Genomic DNA, 20,425 nt, shown 5'->3' with positions numbered 1-20,425 from the left:
TGAAGCCTGAAGGATCTTCCCGATATGCGCGCCCTTGCCGTCCTGTTGCTACTGCTGCTCTGCCTGCCTCACTCTGCTTTGGCGTCCGGCACACATACTGCCTCCGAAACAGGGCATGGCGATGCAGAAGCACACGAAACGCATGACGAAGCCGAACATCATCATGATGAGGATGAAGGCAGCCACGAAGGCACGTCTGAAGGCGTGCGTGCTGTCCACGCCTGGATCCGCGAGACTTCGGCCAACTCCGCGCTGCTTTTCGTCAACATCGAGAACACCTCCGGACGGCAGGTAAAGCTGGTTGGCGGTCACACCGAGATCGCCTCGAAGGTCGAACTGGTCGGCTTTGCCCTGAAGGACGGTGAATCCGGCTACGATCCCTTGCCGCCCGTTCCGATCCAGCCTGGCAAGTCCCTCGTTCTTGCTCCCAACGCCCTGGCCCTGCGCCTCGGCGGCCTTACCCGCCCTTTCCGGGAAGGAGAGGAATTCGAAATCGAGATCGAATTCGATTTCGGCCATATCGAGATGCAGGCCCAGGTCGAATCCATCAATGCAACCCGGCACAGCCACGCCGGGCATCAGCATTAGATCTGCCGGGATTAGAGGCAGGGATTAAGTGGGGTTGGTATCCCAAGCTTCAGTCGATGATTACCCCCACCCCTAACCCCTCCCCACAAGGGGGAAGGGGATCAGTCCGTGCAGATTGAAAAGATCTCACTTGTCTTCCCGAATACCTGAAAAGGGACAGCGGGTTTCAGCGCACCTACATAGTGGCGCGGTAAAGCATTAGTCCCCCTCCCCCTTGTGGGGAGGGGTTAGGGGTGGGGGGGGGCAACAGCGTTACCAAAAACACCCAACCCTGCCGGGAATATCAACGGTAAAGGAACGACCGCCCCTCGCCATCGAACAGATGCAGCTTTTCCGGCGGGGCCGTCAGGCGCAGTTCCGTGCCCTTTTCGACCTTGTAGATACCCGGGATCTTGGCAATGAAAGCATCGTGGCCCTCTCTCGGCGCGAAATAGAGCACTGTTGTCTCGCCGAGGGCTTCCACGATTTCGACATTCGCCGCGACCAGATAATCGTCACCTTCGGTAACGCTGAGATCTTCCGGACGCACGCCCAGCTTGACGCGCGCACCCTTGTCGCTATCGAGCGAGGCAATTGGCACATCCGCGTGACCGCCATCGGACATCTGGACAGATGTCATCTGGCCGGTCGCCGTCACCTTGGCATCGACGAGGTTCATCGCGGGAGAGCCGATGAACTGGGCAACGAACGTGTTTGCGGGACGCTCGTAAAGGTCCAGCGGTGCACCGAATTGTTCCACGTCTCCACCATGCAGCACGACAATCCGGGTCGCGAGGGTCATCGCTTCCACCTGGTCGTGGGTGACGTAGATCATGGTGCTTTCCGGCATGCTCTCCTTCAGCTGTGCGATCTCGATCCGGGTGGCAACACGCAAGGCGGCATCAAGGTTCGACAGCGGTTCGTCGAACAGGAATACCTTGGGATCCCGCACGATCGAGCGGCCGATGGCAACGCGCTGGCGTTGACCGCCGGACAGTGCTTTCGGCAGGCGGTCGAGATAGGCAGTTAGCTGCAGTCTGTCCGCAGCCGCCCGCACAGCCTTGTCGATTTCGTCGCGCGACTTGCCCGCCAGCTTCAGGGCGAAGGCCATGTTGTCGTAGACCGTCATATGCGGATAAAGCGCATAGGACTGGAACACCATGGCAATGCCGCGCTGTGCCGGCGGCACATCGTTGACGACCACGCCGTCGATCTCCAGCGTTCCGCCGGTGATCTTTTCAAGTCCTGCGATCATCCGCAGCAATGTCGACTTTCCGCACCCGGACGGACCGACGAAAACGATCAGCTCGCCTGCGTTGATCTCCATGTTGATGTTACGCAGAACTTCGACCGATCCATAGGACTTGCTGACATTCTTCAAGGACAACGATGTCATGCCGGCTGCTCCCGATTGTTGATTTTGTTCATGTTATTTCACAGACCCGGCCAACAGGCCGCGTACGAGGTAGCGCTGCATCGCGAAGAACACGAAGAGCGGCACGGCGATGGACACAAAAGCCGCCGTCGCGAGAATTTCCCAGTTGCCGCCGCGCGTTCCCAGGAGTTCGACGATCTGGTTGGTCATCACCGTGGTAGAGCCCGTGGCATCGATCAGGAACACCTTGGCCACCAGCAGATCGTTCCAGGTCCACAGGAACTGGAAGATGGCGAAGGACGCCAGGGCCGGAAAGCTGAGCGGCAGGATGATGCGGGTGAAGATCTGGAAATCCGTCGCCCCGTCCACCTTGGCATTCTCGATGATGTCCCGTGGCAATCCGACCATGTAGTTCCTGAGCAGATAGACCGCGAGCGGCATGCCGAAGGCCGTATGGGCCAGCCAGACCCCCATGTATCCCTTGCCGATACCGACGGCGAGATGAAGCCGCAGCAGCGGAATGAGCGCCAGTTGCAACGGCACGACGAGCAGCGCCACGACGGCGGCGATCAAGAGGGCGCGGCCGGGAAATTCCATCCAGGCAAGCGCATAGGCTGCGAAAGCCGCAATGACGATCGGGATGATCGTCGCCGGAATGGTGACCGTCAGCGTATTGAAGAACGCCTTGCCTATGTTGTCCTGTCCGGTGCCGGAAAAGAGGATGGTCTGGTAGTTTTCCAGCGTGAATTCCGGCGGCACGGTCGCGGTCACGAAAACACGCTGGCCACGCCCGGAGATCTGCTTGTCATTGCCCTTCCAGACATAGGACCCGTCGGCCTGGAGCGTCAGGCTTTCGCCATCGCCCATATCCGCCGTTTCGCCCGACTGGTAAGCAGACACGTCTCTGGACGAGACGCCCCACGAGCGGATCTCGCGCGGCTCGCCTTCGAAGATGTTGCCCGACACGGTGAAAAGGTCTCCGTCGGCAACACGGGTCTCGTCCGGATCCGAAGTCCGGTAGACCTCGTTCTGTTCCGCCGGAAACAGCGCCGCCCACCAGCCGGAGCTGGAGATCTGGTCCGCGGTCCGGAAGGACGAGACGAACAGCCCGACGGTCGGGAACAGCCACAACAGAACGAGCGCTGCGACGGAGATCTGAACGGCCCAGGTCAGGCCGGATTTTTTCCCAGCAATACTGGCCATCACTTCATCTCCTTCCGGGCGTTGTAAACGTTCCAGACGAGGATCGGCGTGACGAGCAGCATGATGATGATGGCACTCGCCGACCCCACTCCCCAATCGTTGGCACGGAAAAGCTTGTCGTACATGTAGTTGGCCAGAACCTGCGTCTCCCACTGGCCGTTGGTCATCGCGAAAACGATGTCGAACACCTTGAGCACGGTGAGCGTGATCGTGGTCCAGACCACCACGATGGTCCCCATGATCTGCGGCACCTTGATCTTGAAGAAGATCTGGAACGGATTGGCACCGTCAACGATCGCAGCTTCCACGGTTTCCTCCGGAATGCCGCGCAGGGCCGCGGACAGGATCACCATGGCAAAGCCGGTCTGGATCCAGATCAGCACCACCATCAGGAAGAAGTTGTTCCACAGCGGCAAGGTCAGCCAGGTCTGCGGTTCGCCGTAGGGCACCTCGGCAATCCAGACACCGAGCGCGGAATTCAGCGAAATCCAGATCAGCCAGATCCCGCCAACGGCGACCAGAAGGCGCAGGGGCAGAAGCCAGATCGACTTGTCCTCCCCCCGGGCGACAATGCCGCGCACGAAGGTCCAGGCCACATAGGCAACAACAACAGCGAATGCCAGCAGGAGAAGGGTCGGCAGAAGCTGAAGAAAGACAACGGAGCCGATGCCACCGTCAAACTTCAGCCAGATCGCGTTCAGAACGCCGATCTGGTTCTGATCGGCGGCGCGCGTATCGTAGATCAGCTTGAAGATGACCGATGCGCCAACGAAAGAGATCGCCATCGGCATGAAGATCAGCGACTTGGCGAAGTTGCCCCATCTGATCCGGTCCGTGAGCTGGGCGACCAGCAGCCCGAAAGCCGTCGAGGCAGCCGGCACGACAATCAGCCACAGCATGTTGTTGCGCACCGCTTCCCAGAACTTCGCCTCGTTCATCATCTGGCGATAGTTGGCAAGGCCGACAAAAGCCCCTCCCTGGGAGCGGTCTGTCAGCGACAGCCGCAAGGTCTCGAAGACCGGATAGGCAAGATACAGCGTCAGCGCGAACAAGGCCGGGAACAGGAACAGCCAGGGCCGGATCATGTTGGCCCGGTTGATGTTCTTTCCTGCATTGGGGCCGCGCGCCGGAAACAGGACCTTGTCGAGAAAGACATTCGAAAAGAAGAAATAGGCAAGGCAGGCTCCAACGCCAACGACGATGGTAAAGAGCCCTAACAGTGCCGGATTGTCCGATAGCATGGCCGTTCCCTCCCATTATTGATTATGGGGAGGCACCCGGAAGACCGGGGGCTTCCTGCGTTTAGGAACTTTGTTTCTTGGACGTTTTCGCCGATCCGTCAGAAGAACGGCCAGCCTCCCTGGGGAGACCGGCCGCCTGAAGGATTACTTGAGGGCGTCCCAGCTTTTCTGGATTTCCTCGGCGACGGCTTTTGCGTCCTTGCCGCCGGTATAGTCGACCATTCCGGTCCAGAACGTGCCCGCTCCAACGGCACCCGGCATCAGGTCGGAGCCATCGAAACGGAAGGTGCTGGCATTGACCAGGATCTCGCCCTGACCGCGCAGCGTGTCGTCCTTGTAGGCTGCCGGGTTGGCACCCTTGTGAGGCGTGAGGAAGCCGGTCTGGGCCATCATCACTTCATGCGAGAGCGGCAGTTCGAAGAACTTCATCAGTTCGTTGGTCGCGTCGGACGGATTGGTGATCGCCATCAGCGTGCCACCACCGAGAACCGGGCTGCCGAGATCCTTTTCCGCGTAGGCCGGGAAGTAGAAGAAGTCGACATCGGTGCCGAACTCGACGCCATCCGGGAAGAAGGCCGGCACGAAGGATGCCTGGCGGTGCAGGTAGCACTGCGGCGGCGAGGAGAAGAGACCCTTCGGGCTGTCACGGAAATCGGTAGAAGCAACGGCTCCCGCGCCTCCCGCGACCTTGGCATCGTCGCGAGCGAACCAGCCGAATTCCTCGATCGCGGCAACGACACGCTCGTCGTCAAAGGGGATCTCGTTGGTGGTCCACTGGTCGTAGACGTCAGCCGGCTGCGTGCGCAGCATCAGATCCTCGACCCAGTCGGTTGCCGGCCAGCCCGTGGCAGCACCTGAACCCAGACCGATACACCAGGGTGTTTCGCCATCGGCAACGATCTGCTCGGTCAGCGCCTTCAGCTCTTCCATGGTCGTCGGCACTTCATAGCCGGCGTCCTCGAAGTTTTCCGGCACGTACCAGACAAGGCTCTTGACGTTGACGTTGTAGAAGAAGCCGAACAGCTGATCCTGGCCGTCGGCATCCTTGTAGGTGCCGAGGTTCACCCAGCTTTCGCCGGCCCCGTAGTTGTTGGCGACCCAGTCGGCCATGCCTTCCGGGAGCGGCTTCAGCAGGCCGCGCGCAGCCATGTCGGCGGCAAGGCCCGGCTGCGGGAAGACAGCGATATTCGGTGCGGCGCCGGCTTCGGCATCAATCACGATCTGCTGTTCGAAGGAATCCGAACCGGTGTAAATGACTTCAGCGCCGGTAGCTTCGGTGAAATAGGCTAGCACGTTGCGGAAATAGCCGTCTTCCGGCTGCAGCCACGGGCCGGCGATCGTCACGGTCTGCCCCTTCAGGTCAGGCGCGCTCTCAGCCCATGCGTTGTAGCTGTCCCAGTTGAACGGGCCTTCGCCCGGAGCGAATTTCAGGTCAGCCGCGGATGCAGAGCCCGCGCCAAGCCCGATGGCAAGCGCCAGACCTGCCGTGCAGGCTTTCAAACGTAGTTTCATATCTGTCCTCCCAGATTGTCCCTATGCTGGAACACTCCACCCAAGGTGGCATACCTCGCCACCTTGCAGCAATACCTACCCGTTTTTCCAGGTCGGCAATTCTACCAGAACCCTTTATCCAAACCGCTTTGGATTTGGCCCTAACCATGTCTTCAGGCTTCGGCCTTGTCAAGCGCGCAACTCGCGAATTAATGTTGCATTTCAATAACAGCCTGTTGGGAGGGCGCTTTCAAAGCGTTTTGGGCCAGAATGAGCAATGGCGTAAACCTGAAAGAACTGTCGCAACGGCTGAACCTGTCTCAGACCACGGTAAGCCGCGCACTCAACGGCTATCCGGAAGTCAGCGAAGAAACGCGCAAACGCGTGACCGAGATGGCCGACAAGCTCGGCTACGCGCCCAACAGCCAGGCGCGGCGGCTTGCAACCGGCCGCGCAATGGCCATCGGCCATGTCATACCGCGCTCAATTCACGAGATGATGAACCCGATCTTTCTGGAGTTCATAGCCGGCGCCGGGGAGACCTATTCGCGCCACGGCTACGACATGATCATCTCCGTCGTCGACGATGCCAAGGAAGAAGACGCCTACCGGCAGATCGCCTCACGCAAGAAGGCCGACGGCGTGATCATTCACGGCCCCGCAAATGACGAGCGCAGGCACAGGCTTCTGAAAGAACTCAATCTGCCCTTCGTCGTGCACGGGCGCATTCCCGGCGCCGAGGACGAAACCTCCTGGATCGACATGAACAACCGGCGCGCCTTCGAACGGGCGACGAACCTGCTGCTGGACCTCGGCCACACCCGGATCGCACTGTTGAACGGTCTGGAACATATGGACTTCGCCAACCGGCGCCGGCGCGGCTTCGAGGAAGCGCTGGCAGCACGGGGCCTGACACCGGACCCGGCCTTGATGCGCAGTGCGGACATGACCGAACCCTACGGCTGCGACAATGCGATGGAGATGCTGAAGAGCGACAATCCGCCGACCGCCTTCCTGATTTCGTCCATGATATCAGCGATCGGCGTCGCCCGCGCTGTCGGCCAGTGCGGATTGAAGACAGGCAGGGACGTGTCCATCATCACCCATGACGATGCCCTGTCTTTCCTGCCCAACAGCGGCGAAGTGCCAATTTTCACCTGCACCCGCTCCTCGGTTCGCTACGCCGGGGAAAAGGCTGCCGAGCTGCTCCTGAACATGATTTCCAATCCGGCCAGCAAACCGGCTTCCCTGCATCTGGACGCGGAGCTGATCATCGGACAGTCCACCGGCCCGGCCCCAGCTGCGCCAAAATGATCAAACGTGGCTGAGACCGCAGTCCTGCAGCACATCCTTCATCCTGAGCATTCCGTTGAGACGGTGTAATCGCGCCGTCTCCGTGGCGCCGTCGGTGTCGCCGTCCCGGATCGCCTGCACAATCTTGCGATGATCGGCTGCATTTGAGGCCGGTGCCTTGTTCAGGCGCAGCAACACGGTGTTGGCCCGGTAGACCTGATCGAGAAACCCCTCGATTTCCGCTTCCAGACGCAGATTGCCGCTCGCCTTGGCCATCAGCCTGTGGAACCTGTCATCGTGAACGGCCCAGGCCTCGATATCCTGACGTTCCAGCGCATCATCGGCCTCGTTGAGCACTTCTTCGATTTCCGCGAGCGTCTCGTCGCCCGCCTTGCGGCAAGCGGTGCCTGCGGCGAGGGCTTCAAGCGCCGAAAGGATCTGGTAGATCTCGCAGATGTCCTGCAGCGAAATCGGCAGAACCTTTGCTCCCCGGCGGGGCACGAGGTCCACCAGACCGTCAGCCTCCAGCCGGATAAGCGCTTCGCGAACCGGCGTCCGGCTCATGCCCAGCCGTGTCGCGATGTCCGGTTCCGGCGCCTGAAATCCGGGCGGCAATTGCCCGTTCAGGATCTCGGTTTTCAAGCGTTCATAAGCGTTGTCGACGCGAGTGGATCTGGCTTTCGTTGGCATTGCGGGATGCACCCGTTCTCCTGACGTGTCTTAAACAATTTGCATTGTCCCGCACCTCTCGCTCGAGGCCGGAGCGGCATTTCTGATCGCTGAAGGCATTGCCCTCCGGCGCGGCCGCCCTGTTTTGGAAGCAAATCAATGCCGTATTGCTAATTATATCGATAGAATTTTATCCATCCCCATGCCCTCAGGGCACCCGGGCAGAGTCGCGACCTTCCGGATCCGCTCATTTGCTGGATTTTGCACGAATTTCGGGCTTTCTTGAGGCTGAAAAAATATTGTCAAAAATTACGGTGACTTAAGGACATGCTCCAGTTACCGAAGCGTCAAGTCAGTGCTGCAGAACGCGCCACTTCCTGAAAATGCCGCGCTTTTGGCGGCAGATGTTTACGAATTGCCTGGCTCAGACAAAGGGCAGGTTTTGCCACGCTCTTCAGAAGCAGCTCTTCCGCTCCAATTGCACGCAGGTAAACCGGCAGCGGCACCTATGCACCCCAAAGCCGCTCGAAAAATAGGTCAATACTGACAATAATAGCCACCAATTGACCGGATACTTCATGCGCAATTACAACAATACCAGATTAAACAAAGAGCAATACTTGAAATACTCCGAAAAAACACAGTTTGTTATGCTTTTTAAGCTTTCATGAAATCAACCGTCGGTGGGAGCTTTTATGGAACGCGTCGCAACAGTTTTGTCTTTTGAGCATGACCATGCTCTTTTGACACTTGCGATCGCAACGTGTCTCTTCGGATGCGCCTTTTCCTTCCTGCTCCTTGCGAAGGTTGACCGCGATGCAAGCCCTGCACGGGTCATCTGGCTCATCTGGTCTGCACTCGTCGGCGCCTCGGCAATCTGGGCGGCCCAGATCATCGCCTTTTCTTCGGTAAAGCTTCCCGCGGAATCAGGGTACCGGCTTCAAACGGCTCTGCTTGCCCTGCTTGTCGTCTTTGCCGGCCTCCTGTCAGGTTATGCACTTGCTGTGCGGCGAAACATCCGGCTCGCACCGGAACTTGGCGGCATCCTCTTTGGCCTTGCCATTGCAGGAATGGGTCTGACGCTGACGACGGCCAGGGAGATCGCCGGTTTACCTGATACGAGCGAAGCCTTCGGACTTTGGACATTTCTGTTCGGAACGTGCCTTGGGGCAATTGCAATGAGTTTCGTTCCGCAGCTGCAGTCCAGGCGCGCATATGTAAGTGCAACGCTGTTCCTTTTCCTGTCGGCAGTTTCGATACACATGCCGGTGCATTCCCCGGCCACGCCCCTTCGCGAAGTCAGTTTCCCGCGCGAAATCATGCTCATGTCCGAAAGGCACATGATGGTGATGTCGCTGGTCATTTTCGGTCTATGCACCTTTGTGGCTGCAACTGGTGCGCTGCTCGACCGGTACAGGAAAAACGCGGCCAGGCGAGCCTATAAACACCTGTCGCTGCAGGATTCTCTGACACGACTTCCAAACCGGCATTTTGTACAGAAGGCTGCGGCAGACCTTCTGGAAAAGGCCGAACTGGAAGGCAAGACATGCGCCGTCGTGCTGATCAGCCTGGACCAGTTCAAGGCCATCAACGACCTTCACGGCTACGAAGTCGGCGACACTGTCCTGTGCACCCTGGCCAATACGCTGAAAAACAACCTGAGCGACAGGGTCTTCATCTCCCGCTTCTACGGCGACGAATTTCTGGTCATCAATCCGTCGCTCGACACTTTGGATGACGCCGTGGACTTCGCCCGTCTGGTTCGCTCCCTTGCCCGAAGGCCGGTTCAGTGGAATTCCTACCGCCTGTCCATCCGCTCCAGTATTGGCCTTGCCGTGTTTCCGCGCGACGGCAAGGACCTGAACAAGCTGGTGCAAAGGGCTAACCTTGCTGCCAAGCAAGCAAAATCGATCGGCGGCAACCTGATCCAGCCCTATGTCACGGGCATGGAGGAAACCAATCGCTGGGAGGCGGGCCTGGCGGCTGACTTGCGCAATGCAACGCTCGAAAACCAGCTCAACCTGGTCTTCCAGAAACAGAACCTGACAAAGACCGGCGAGCTGATTGGCTACGAAGCTCTGGTCAGGTGGCGCCACGCGGAAAAAGGCCCGATTCCGCCGGAGGACTTCATTCCGATTGCCGAACGGTCAGGCATTATCCTGGATATCGGCAACTGGGTCCTGGAAGCAGCCTGCAAGGAAGCTGCCTGCTGGGAAAACCCGGTAACGCTGTCGGTCAACGCTTCCCCGCTGCAGTTCTCCCGTTGCGATTTTGCCGGTCTCGTTTCCACCGTGCTGATGAAGACAGGCCTGCCGGCGGAACGCCTGGAAGTAGAACTCACCGAATCCACCCCGATCGAGGATCACGAACGGGTTCACGAGACGATCCTCTCGCTGCGCAAAATGGGCGTGCGCGTTGCCATGGACGACTTCGGCAAGGGCTATTCCTCGCTCAACACGCTGCAAGCCTTTCCCTTCGACAAGATCAAGGTCGACAGAGCCTTTACCCAGTCGCTGGAAACCAACCCCCATGCCAGAGCAATCCTGCGCTCTGCCGTTCTGCTCGGCCATAGTTTCAAGATCCCAGTAATCGCCGAAGGTGTCGAAACGGAACGACAGCTGCAATTCCTGCAACAAGCCGGATGCCTGCAGGTGCAGGGCTTTCTATTCGGGAAACATCTACTGCCTTCGCAGATCAAAAAGTTTCACCCGAGTTTAGACCGAACGGGAAGCTGACTTATCACTGAATTCAACTTAAATTATTATCAAATTAAACCTTGATATTAATATCAATATCCTAAAAGAAGTGACGCCAAACAAAGATTACCCTAGGTAATTACTGAAAACTCTTGGCCATATTCTCTAATCTCAACTTACTTTTGATTAACTATAAAATTTTACCTTAAGGGCAGACAACGATCACGGTGCTGCAATGACGACCTTCCCTGCCCCTGCCAAACTGATGCATGGATTGAAAACCCGCCTTGCCGGTCTGCTGGCAGGCGCGTCACTGATCAGCCTGTCCTTCGCCAGCGCAACTGTATCCGCCCAGTCGCTCGAAGAAGCCATGGGGTCGGCCTACGCCATCAACCCGGGCCTCAAGGCGGAACGGTCGCGTTACGAAGCGACCAACCAGGACGTCTGGACCGCCAGGTCCGAGTTTCTGCCGACGGTTACCGGCACCTACCTGGGAGAACAGAACGCCTTCCGCAGCGAGCGCAGTGGCAACAGCGACAGGTCGTTCTTCCACGAGCTGGGCATTTCCATGTCCCAGACGGTGTTTCAGGGTTTTGCGGGTGTCAATCGGCTGAACCAGGCTCATGAGGAAGCGAATTCCGGTCGCAACCAGCTCATTGGCGCCGAACAGACGCTGCTGTTCAATACAGCTGATGCCTATCTGCGCGTTGTTCGCGATCGGGCGATCCTCGCTCACCTGCGGGCCTATACCAACGTGGTGCAACGGGAGGTGAACGCCGCCCGCGCCCGTTACAAGTCGGGAGACGCAACGCGCACCGATATCGAACAGGCGCTTGCCCGTCTCGGTGAAGCGCAGGGGAATTCGGACCAGGCGGTCGGCGATCTGGAAGCCTCCGAGGCTGTCTATGAGCGCCTGACCGGACAAAAGCCGGGCAAGCTCGGCTGGCCTGGCATTCCGCAGACAATCGAGCCCGCCGGTCTGGATGACGCGATCAACGTCGCGCTGCAGAACAATCCGTCCATCCGCGCCGCAACGGCAGATGCAAGGGCCGCACGTTACGCCGCACGCGCCGCAGTCGGCGACATGCTGCCGCGCGTCTCGCTGGAAAGCGAATGGCAAACAGGTTACCAGGGCAACCTTGGCAATCAGGACGAAGAAGACTTCCGCTTTGGCGTGCGCGTCACGGCCCCTTTCTTCACCGGTGGCCGCAACATTGCAGCGGTCAAACGCGCAAACTTCACGGCAGCCCAACAGGAATACGAGCTGGACGACACCCAACAGATCATCCGCGAGAACGTTGTCCGCGCGATGAAGCAGCGGGCTGCCTCAAGGCTGAAGGTCAAGGCTGTAAAGCGCGCGATTGAGGCCAACCAGCGTGCGGTCAAGGGCCTGCAGGTGGAATTCGACAGCGGTCAGCGGTCCCTGCTCGATGTTCTGGACGGCGAGCGCGAACTATTGCTCAGCAAGGTCGACCATGTCCGGGCACGCTATGACAGCCGCATTGCGGACTTCTTCCTGCTGGCCAACATTGGCCGGCTGGCGCCGCAGCATTTCGGGATCATCGAGGAACGGCCGGCACCGGTCCCGCGCCTCATGCCTGAGTTCAATACCTGGGACCTGCGCCTTGGACCGTCGGAAAACGATGTCTTCCAGTCGACCGTCGTCGAGGTCGTGACCAGCGACACGGTCTTTATCGAGACAGAACCACTGCCTCCGATTCAATAACCGGCAACACAAAAAGCGGGCGTAACAAGCCCGCTTTTTGTGCCTTCCTGCTGATCAGTACTGAACGCCTTCCAGATCCGTGAAGTCGATGCGTCCGCCATCGGCAAACTCGATGTAGCCCCCCGAATCCTGCGAAAGGGTGATCTCGCCCGCCGCTGCATCGATGCTCTCGATGGAACCTTCCGTCATGGTGATGGACCAGTCGACACCATAGGTTCCGATATCGGTGCCATCGGCGGCCTTGCTCAGATCGACGATATCGATCCAGCTCCCGCCGGCACCGCCGTAAATGCTGTCATGCCCGTCGCCGAGCATGTAGGCGAACAGATCCGACCCGTCACCGCCGGATAGAACGTCGTCGCCCGCGCCACCCCGGATCACATCGTCACCAGCCCCGCCATAGATGAGGTCGTTGCCCCCCTGACCCAGCAGGATGTCATTTCCGCCAAGTCCGGAAATGCTGTCCACGAAATCGCCCCCAACAATCGTATCGGCATTACTTGTCCCGACCTCGCACAGGGGCACATCATCAAAGTCGACCACGTCCAGGGTAATTGTCTCGGTATCCGACAAGCCTCCGCTGTCCGTCGCGGTAACGTCTATCGTGATGCTTTGCTCCGTTTCGTAGTCGACTGCCGCATCATCCTTCAGCTTCAGCAGATAACTGTCGCCGTTGCTCACGACTTCAAACCGGTCATCCGACACCGTGAAGGTGTGCGTGTCGCCGATATCGGGGTCCACTACCGAAAGCTCTATAAGTTCGACACCTGTCTGGTTTTCCGGAACGTGATACTCGTTGCCCGTACAGTCGTCGTCGTGGCCGTGATAGGTCTGACCGTGGACGCCGTCATCTTCATGATAGTGTCCTGTTTCCCCGTCCTGGATATGCCCCCAATGGCCATCATGATGATCGTCCCAGTGCTTGTTGCCCTGGTCCGGCCGGTAGATCGCGTTGCCGACGATCAGATCAGGCGGGGCGTTCTCAGTCACACCCGAAGTCACCGTCACGGGAAATACCGCGCTCGACTGGGATCCATCACTTGATGTGGCGGTGATCGTCACGTCGATGGTCTCGCCTGCAACCAGCGCTGCACCACTGGCGAGGGTCACCACACCGGTGTCTGCGTCGATATCAAACCGGCTGTCGTCGATGGAATAGGTCACCGTGTCTCCGGCGTCAGCATCTTCCGCGAATGCCGTCAGGCCGATCACCATTCCGGCAGCAGCTGTCGCCGCAACCAGATTCTGGGCCGTATCGACATCCCTGACCGGCCCGATCGGCTCATTGTCGTCGGCAGGCCCTTCCGGCTCCACGTCGATGACGTCGATCACGATGGTTTCCGTGTCCGACAGCCCGCCGCTATCGGTAACGGTAATCTCAACGCTCACCTGGGTCTCGGTCTCATAATCGAGCGCCACACCGTCCTTCAGTTTGAGAATGTTCTCACCGTTGATCGATATGACCTCGAAGCGACTATCGGAAACCGTGAAACTGTGCGTATCGCCGACATCGGGATCGAATACCGACAAGGTACCGATCTCCGCCCCCGGATCTTCTTCATAGACCGCGGCACGAGCCGTGGTTTCGAAAGTTGTCTGGTCGAAGACGACGTCGTCGAAATCCTCGTCACCCCCGCCGGCAATGTCCTCAAAGCCGATCCTGATGCCGCTTTCCACCGTATAGTCGTATCCATCCGGATTGAGTGACCCGTTGCCAGAGAAAAGAACATTGGCCTCGGCCCCAACCAGCAGCGTCCCGTCGGGTCCGACAGCCTGCCAGTTCCCCTGCCCGTCTTTCTGGAACGTCACCTTGTCACCGGCAAGAAGACCATTGTTCGTGTCTGCACCATCCGGGATCAGGAAATAGCCGATTTCGCTCGCTTCGACGCCTTCCAGATAGAGGGTCGCCGTATCGCCCGGCGTCAATTGGTTCTGGTTGACCCAGACGATTTCGCCGGCCATGGGATTGCCGTTGCCGTCCACGTAGAAGACACCAAGCACATTGCTGTGGCCGGCGTATTCCTCGACAAAGGTCAGCGTCACGGAAACACCCGGCCCAAGTTCCGGATCGAAGTCGAGGTCCGGCGCCTCATTGGCATCGGCAATCGCAATCGTGAAGGTTTCGGTTGAGACTGATCCGTCAGTCGAAGTAGCTGTCACCAGAATATCGATTTCCGGTTCGGTTTCCTTGTCGAAGCTTGCCCCACTGGCAACGGTGATCACCCCCGACACCGGATCGATCTCGAAGCGCGTGTCACCGCTGAGCTGATAACTCACGCTATCACCTGCATCCGGATCGTTTGCAAAGGCAGTCAGACCCACGACGGCACCTGCAGCGGCGTTTTCAAGAACCTGGTTTGCGCTGGCATCAATGTCGGCGAGCGGACCGATGGGAGAATTGGTGTCGTCGATATCGATCACGTCGATCACCACGATCTCCGTGTCGGAAAGACCGCCCTGGTCGGTTGCCGTCACCTCAAGCGTCACCTGAGTTTCGGTTTCGTAATCGAAGGCCTGATCGTCCTTCAATTTGAGAAGGTATCGGTCGCCGGAAACGACCACCTCAAACCGGTCGTCCGAAACAGTGAATGTATGCGTATCGCCCACATCCGGATCGAATACTGACAAGGGCGCAATCTCAGCGCCGTAATATTCCTCGACGACCGCAGTGCGGTTGTCGGAAACAATGGACACACTGTCGATCAGCGCACCACCCAGGTTATCGGAACCGATCTCAACGAATGTCAGCGTATTGGAGCCGTCGCCGGATCCGCCAACGATGTCATAGGCATAGGCCTGCCAGCCCGTTCCCGTAGTGGCCGGGTCGATCGTGTCGATCAACTCGCCGTTCCAATAGACCTCGGCGACACTTTCCCCCACGCCGCCGCGCGACTTCATGTCGAATGTCAGATGATAGACTTGACCATCAAGCTGCCCCTCTATTTGCTGAGAAGCCCAGCCATTGTTCATGGCTGCAAGGTCCAGATGATGACCGCCGTCTGTCGCGCCGTAACTATTGTGCCCCGCCTCATGCACATCGACGTTGTCGTAGGTCCAACCCTCGATCGAAGTTGGATTTTCGTACCAGCCGGACCCGGCTGGTCCGCCGTGAACCCCGTCATAGATTTCGAAGCTGCCGTTGACGACAAACTGTTCTGAGCCGTTTTCCAGATGAACGATCAGATCCGGTGCTTCATTGTTATCTGTCACGGCCACGGTGAAGGTCTTAGTTGAGGAAGAGCCATCCGTTGACGTTGCGGTGACAGTCATCTCGATGGAAGGTTCTATTTCCGCATCGAACTGCGCGCCATCCTTTACGGTGATGACACCTGTGTCCGGATCGATCTCGAACCTGTCGTCACCAGTCAGCTGGTAGGAGACACTGTCCGCCGGATCAGGATCCTCGGCGAAGGCGGTGATCCCGGCATATTCACCGCCATTGGCAGTCTCTGAAATGCTGTTGGCTGCCGGGTCGATGTCGCTCACCGGCCCGATATCGAATTCGTTTTCGTCGCCCACAATAATCCGGAAGGTGCCAGTCGAGGTTGACCCATCTGTCGAGGTGGCAGTGACTTCAATATCGATATAGGGGGTCGTCTCGCGGTCAATCACCGCGCCATCAGCAACGGTAATAACGCCCGTATCCGGGTCGATATCGAACCGACTATCGGTGATGGAATAGGAAACCGTGTCGGCTGCATCAGGATCTTCGGCGAACGCCGTTACACCGACAACCGTGCCACCGGCGGAGTTCTCCTGAACGAAGTTGTCGGCTCCATCCACATCCGTCACCGGACCGATATCGAACTCATTCGCGTCGCCCACCGTGATCCGGAAGGTGCCGGTCGAAGTCGAGCCATCTGTCGAGGTGGCAGTGACCTCGATATCGATAAAAGGCGTCGTCTCGCGATCAATCACCGCGCCATCGGCAACGGTAATAAGGCCCGTATCCGGATCGATCTCGAACCGACTATCGGTGATGGAATAGGTAACCGTGTCCGTGGCATCCGGGTCTTCAGCAAACGCCGTCACACCGACAACGGTGCCACCGGCGGAGTTCTCCTGGACGAAGTTGTCGGCTCCGTCCACATCCGTCACCGGACCGATATCGAACTCGTTCTCGTCGCCCACCGTGATCCGGAAGGTCCCGGTCGAGGTTGACCCATCCGTTGACGTCGCCGTCACTTCAATATCGATAAAAGGCGTCGTCTCGCGGTCAATCACCGCGCCATCAGCAACGCTAATAACGCCCGTATCCGGGTCGATATCGAACCGACCATCGGTGATGGAATAGGTGACCGTGTCGGTCGCATCCGGATCTTCGGCGAACGCCGTCACACCGACAACCGTGCCACCGGCAGAATTCTCCTGGACGAAGTTGTCGGCACCATCAACGTCCGTCACCGGACCGATATCGAACTCGTTTTCGTCGCCCACCGTGATCCGGAAGGTCCCGGTCGAGGTTGACCCATCCGTTGACGTCGCCGTCACTTCAATATCGATATAGGGGGTCGTCTCGCGATCAATCACCGCGCCATCAGCAACGGTAATAACGCCCGTATCCGGGTCGATATCGAACCGACCATCGGTGATGGAATAGGTGACCGTGTCGGTCGCATCAGGATCTTCGGCGAACGCCGTCACACCGACAACCGTGCCACCGGCAGAATTCTCCTGGACGAAGTTGTCGGCTCCATCAACGTCTGTCACCGGACCGATATCGAACTCGTTCTCGTCGCCCACCGTGATCCGGAAGATACCGGTCGAAGTTGAGCCATCCGTTGAGGTGGCTGTAACCTCGATATCGATAAAAGGCGTCGTTTCGCGGTCAATCACAGCACCATCGGCAACGGTAATAACGCCCGTATCCGGGTCGATCTCGAACCGGCTGTCTGTAATGGAATAGGTGACCGTGTCCGTCGCATCAGGATCTTCGGCGAACGCCGTCACACCGACAACCGTGCCACCGGCGGAGTTCTCCTGGACGAAGTTGTCGGCTCCATCAACGTCCGTCACCGGACCGATATCGAACTCGTTTTCGTCGCCCACAGTGACCCGGAAGGTTCCTGTCGAGGTTGACCCATCCGTTGACGTCGCCGTCACTTCAATATCGATAAAAGGCGTCGTCTCGCGGTCGATCACCGCGCCATCGGCAACGGTAATAACGCCCGTATCCGGGTCGATATCGAACCGACTATCGGTGATGGAATAGGTGACCGTGTCGGTCGCATCCAGATCCTCGGCGAACGCCGTCACACCGACAACGGTGCCGCCCACGGAGTTCTCCTGAACGAAGTTGTCGGCTCCGTCCACATCCGTCACCGGACCGATATCGAACTCGTTTTCATCACCAACTGTAATTCGGAAGGTTCCGGTCGAAGTCGAGCCATCTGTCGAGGTGGCAGTGACTTCAATATCGATATAGGGCGTCGTTTCGCGGTCAATCACCGCGCCATCGGCAACGGTAATAAGGCCCGTATCCGGGTCGATATCGAACCGACTATCGGTGATGGAATAGGTGACCGTATCCGTCGCATCCGGATCATTCGCAAAGGCGACCACGCCGACAACGGTACCCCCTGCGGCGTTTTCCGTTACAAAATTGTCGGTGCTGTCGACGTCCTCGACAGGGCCGACCTCGGTGTTCCCACCATCGCCGCCTTCACCAGCACCTCCGCCTCCGCCGCTGGTTCCGTCACCAACCTGGGAGCCCGATGACTGAATGCCATCGCCGCCCAGATCGAATTGAGACAACGTCGGGTCGAGACCACGCGCTTCCGGAACGGCACCGTCGCCAAGGCCGCCGTCATCGTTTGGACCACCATCGGCGGTTTCGGCCACTTCGGTACCGCCGTCCGGCAGTAGCGTGTCACCGGTTCCAGCTCCGCCCAATCCCTGACCCAGCCCCCCATGCGCACCCTGGCCATCTCTGCCACCGTCGCCGCCAAGTCCCTCGGCATCCTGGGTTGAAGCATCAGATCCTCGATCTTCGAGGGGCACAGCCTGGTAAAGGTTCGCCAAGGTTGCTTCACCGGTATCTTCCGGTTCCATGGACAAGGAATAATCATTGCCACCGGCCGGGCGGTAGGGATCGCCTGCTTGAGCCTCCATGCGTGCAGGCGACGGTTCTGATCCGCCGTTGGACTTTGCTGCGGTCTCCGTTGAAGAAGAAACGCCGGGCTTGCCTGCATTCGCTGAAGTATCGGTGTCGGCCATGACTTGCACGTGCTCCGTTAAAACCTAACGTCATCACACGCAGGGTTACCTTAATAAAAACCAACTTCAATCTTCGAATTACATGTATAACTTGATGTAAATTTAGAATTTGTGGTATTTTTGGTAAACGATTTTGAAACAATTACGCGCCTTAATGTATTCAAGGAGGCGCTTACTATGGCATCTTTTATCACTGATACTTTTTCCAGTATCAAACTGCCACAACTGGAGTTTTTTTCCTCCGAAACCGGAGAAAAAGTATCAACACCGAAACTCCCGCGCTCAGTGGTAACCGCTTCCATCCTGATCAATATCCTCGGTCTGGCGATGCCACTGACCATCTTGCAGGTCTATGACCGGATTCTGCCGAACAAGTCGACCGACACGCTCGTCATCCTGATCGCAGGACTGGGTTTCGTTCTGGTGATCGATGCCGTTCTGAAAACGACACGGTCGTATCTGACGGGCTGGCTTGCAGCCTCTTTCACCCACCAGGCCAACGTCGAAGCAGCCAGACGTCTTCTGCACTCCAGAGCGGACATCAACTCTGAGGCGACAGTCACCAAACACCTGGACTCGCTGCGCTCACTGCAGGCAATGGGCGACCATTACGGTGGTCAGGCCCGCCTCCTGGCAATCGACCTTCCCGCCAGCCTCCTCTTTCTTGCCGTCCTGTTTCTTATCGGGGGGCCGATCGGCTTCGTGCCGCTTGTTCTCCTGGCCTTGTTTGCCCTGAGAACCGCCGCTCTAAATACAAGGATCGACAGCCTGATTGAAAAACGCGCAGAGCAGGATCAGCGTAAATACGATTTCATCTTCGAGGTCCTGTCCGGTCTCAACACCATCAAGGCCATGGCCTTCGAGCCCGTCATCCTGCGAAGGTTTGAACGCCTGCAGACGCAAAATTCTCGCCTTGGCTACGACTATATCGATCTCACCAACCGGGCACGGAATTCCTCCGGGTTCTTCACCGTCCTCACAACGGTCTGCGTGGTGTCGGCCGGGGCCCTCATGGTCATGTCCGGGTTCATCAGTGTCGGGGCGGTTGCGGCCTGCACCCTGCTGGCAGGTCAGGTTGTGCAGCCCCTGCTGCGCGGCATCAACCACTGGACGGACATGCAGCGGGTCAAACATGATTTCCGCGAAGCGCGCGCCCTGTTCGATTTGCCAAAGGAAGAGCGATCAGGAAACAGGAACCTGACAATTGTCGGCAACATCAAGCTGCAAAATGCCAGCTTCGCCGCGCGCAGCGATGCGATCGTACCTGTCCAGAATCTGAGCCTGACGATCAATGCCGGAGAAACCGTTGCCTTTGAGGGCAGCGACGGCAGCGGCCGAACGACGCTTGCTCGCCTGATTTCCGGTGATATCGAACCGACCTCCGGCAAGGTCATGATAGACGGACAGGATTTGTACGGTGTCGACCACCGGTATCTGTGCCGGCACATCGCCTACGTCAGCAACGACGCCCAGATGTTCGCCGGCACGATCCTGCAGAACCTGACTCTCTTCGGATCTCGCGCGAGCCCGCAAAAAGCCCGATTGGCGGCGGACCTGATCGGCCTTGAAAAGGATATTCACCTGCTGCCGTTGGGCTACGACACAATGCTCGGCAACGCGATTGAAGAAAATCTCACCGACAGCATGGTACAGCGCATTGCCATTGCGCGCGCGCTCGCAGGCGAACCGAAGATCCTTATCCTCAACGATGCCAACGGCGCTCTCGACCACAAGAGCGAAGCCCAGCTCGTTGAAGCGTTGAAGCGGCTCAAAGGCCAGTTGACGACGTTGATCGTCAGCCACCGCCCTTCTTTCCGCGCCATTGCCGACAAGCAGTTTCTGATGGAGCACGGCCGGATTAGCGCCTTGCCGGACACGCCGAACACCCCTCGATACAAATTGCGGCGGCGCGAGCCTGCCGACACCAAAAAGCAGGCTTAGGAGCTGA

The 20,425-nt window shown here is 58.4% G+C and carries 11 protein-coding genes; 5 read left to right on the top strand and 6 right to left on the bottom strand.

Annotation, left to right across the window (positions count from 1 at the left end; genetic code table 11):
• The first annotated feature begins 24 nt into the window (after nt 1–24).
• Entirely contained in the window at nt 25–588 is a 564-nt protein-coding gene (locus ACYQ6M_RS01385) for a copper chaperone PCu(A)C (protein ID WP_460071691.1), read from the top strand.
• A 283-nt stretch (nt 589–871) separates the two neighbouring features.
• Here ACYQ6M_RS01385 and ACYQ6M_RS01380 read toward each other — a convergent pair whose 3' ends face one another.
• The 4 genes from ACYQ6M_RS01380 to ACYQ6M_RS01365 form a co-directional block, all read right to left on the bottom strand.
• Complete coding sequence (locus tag ACYQ6M_RS01380; RefSeq protein WP_023001182.1) at nt 872–1,963, bottom strand: ABC transporter ATP-binding protein; 1,092 nt, start codon at nt 1,961–1,963, stop codon at nt 872–874.
• 33 nt (nt 1,964–1,996) lie between these two features.
• Complete coding sequence (locus ACYQ6M_RS01375) at nt 1,997–3,145, bottom strand: carbohydrate ABC transporter permease (RefSeq protein WP_460071688.1); 1,149 nt, start codon at nt 3,143–3,145, stop codon at nt 1,997–1,999.
• Complete coding sequence (locus ACYQ6M_RS01370) at nt 3,145–4,386, bottom strand: carbohydrate ABC transporter permease (protein ID WP_055656417.1); 1,242 nt, start codon at nt 4,384–4,386, stop codon at nt 3,145–3,147. The genes ACYQ6M_RS01375 and ACYQ6M_RS01370 overlap by 1 nt, the downstream gene beginning before the upstream one ends.
• A gap of 144 nt (nt 4,387–4,530) precedes the next feature.
• Nucleotides 4,531–5,898: an ABC transporter substrate-binding protein gene (locus ACYQ6M_RS01365; protein WP_023001179.1), complete on the bottom strand. Its 1,368-nt coding sequence runs from the start codon at nt 5,896–5,898 to the stop codon at nt 4,531–4,533.
• A gap of 249 nt (nt 5,899–6,147) precedes the next feature.
• Here ACYQ6M_RS01365 and ACYQ6M_RS01360 point away from each other — a divergent pair, with 249 nt between their 5' ends.
• Entirely contained in the window at nt 6,148–7,191 is a 1,044-nt protein-coding gene (locus ACYQ6M_RS01360; protein WP_152505564.1) for a LacI family DNA-binding transcriptional regulator, read from the top strand.
• Here ACYQ6M_RS01360 and ACYQ6M_RS01355 read toward each other — a convergent pair whose 3' ends face one another.
• Nucleotides 7,192–7,860, bottom strand: a complete 669-nt coding sequence (locus ACYQ6M_RS01355; RefSeq protein ID WP_055656419.1) for a GntR family transcriptional regulator — start codon at nt 7,858–7,860, stop codon at nt 7,192–7,194.
• A gap of 674 nt (nt 7,861–8,534) precedes the next feature.
• Between ACYQ6M_RS01355 and ACYQ6M_RS01350 the strand changes: the two genes are divergently transcribed.
• Nucleotides 8,535–10,574 carry a putative bifunctional diguanylate cyclase/phosphodiesterase gene (locus tag ACYQ6M_RS01350; protein WP_228866408.1) on the top strand — a complete coding sequence of 680 codons (2,040 nt, stop codon included), beginning with the start codon at nt 8,535–8,537 and terminating at the stop codon, nt 10,572–10,574.
• 196 nt (nt 10,575–10,770) lie between these two features.
• Complete coding sequence (locus ACYQ6M_RS01345; protein ID WP_209010335.1) at nt 10,771–12,261, top strand: TolC family outer membrane protein; 1,491 nt, start codon at nt 10,771–10,773, stop codon at nt 12,259–12,261.
• 54 nt (nt 12,262–12,315) lie between these two features.
• Here the strand turns inward: ACYQ6M_RS01345 and ACYQ6M_RS01340 are convergent, their stop codons facing one another.
• Nucleotides 12,316–18,477 carry a cadherin domain-containing protein gene (locus ACYQ6M_RS01340; protein ID WP_460071683.1) on the bottom strand — a complete coding sequence of 2,054 codons (6,162 nt, stop codon included), beginning with the start codon at nt 18,475–18,477 and terminating at the stop codon, nt 12,316–12,318.
• Nucleotides 18,478–18,762: 285 nt separating this feature from the next.
• On the opposite strand from ACYQ6M_RS01340, the gene ACYQ6M_RS01335 reads away from it, so the two are divergent.
• Nucleotides 18,763–20,418: a peptidase domain-containing ABC transporter gene (locus tag ACYQ6M_RS01335; protein ID WP_460071681.1), complete on the top strand. Its 1,656-nt coding sequence runs from the start codon at nt 18,763–18,765 to the stop codon at nt 20,416–20,418.
• Nucleotides 20,419–20,425: the final 7 nt, after the last annotated feature.

It is taken from the genome of Roseibium sp. ROS1 (assembly GCF_054658215.1).
The sequence above is the reverse complement of the archived record's forward strand: the minus strand, read 5'-3'. Positions and strand labels throughout refer to the sequence as shown.

Excerpts from the sequence above, each read along its gene's own strand:
- ACYQ6M_RS01345 (WP_209010335.1), top strand. The coding sequence starts at position 10,771 with ATGACGACCTTCCCTGCCCCTGCCAAACTGATGCATGGATTGAAAACC.
- ACYQ6M_RS01375 (WP_460071688.1), bottom strand. The coding sequence starts at position 3,145 with ATGGCCAGTATTGCTGGGAAAAAATCCGGCCTGACCTGGGCCGTTCAG.
- ACYQ6M_RS01385 (WP_460071691.1), top strand. The coding sequence starts at position 25 with ATGCGCGCCCTTGCCGTCCTGTTGCTACTGCTGCTCTGCCTGCCTCAC.
- ACYQ6M_RS01355 (WP_055656419.1), bottom strand. The coding sequence starts at position 7,860 with ATGCCAACGAAAGCCAGATCCACTCGCGTCGACAACGCTTATGAACGC.
- ACYQ6M_RS01370 (WP_055656417.1), bottom strand. The coding sequence starts at position 4,386 with ATGCTATCGGACAATCCGGCACTGTTAGGGCTCTTTACCATCGTCGTT.
- ACYQ6M_RS01365 (WP_023001179.1), bottom strand. The coding sequence starts at position 5,898 with ATGAAACTACGTTTGAAAGCCTGCACGGCAGGTCTGGCGCTTGCCATC.
- ACYQ6M_RS01350 (WP_228866408.1), top strand. The coding sequence starts at position 8,535 with ATGGAACGCGTCGCAACAGTTTTGTCTTTTGAGCATGACCATGCTCTT.
- ACYQ6M_RS01340 (WP_460071683.1), bottom strand. The coding sequence starts at position 18,477 with ATGGCCGACACCGATACTTCAGCGAATGCAGGCAAGCCCGGCGTTTCT.
- ACYQ6M_RS01360 (WP_152505564.1), top strand. The coding sequence starts at position 6,148 with ATGAGCAATGGCGTAAACCTGAAAGAACTGTCGCAACGGCTGAACCTG.
- ACYQ6M_RS01380 (WP_023001182.1), bottom strand. The coding sequence starts at position 1,963 with ATGACATCGTTGTCCTTGAAGAATGTCAGCAAGTCCTATGGATCGGTC.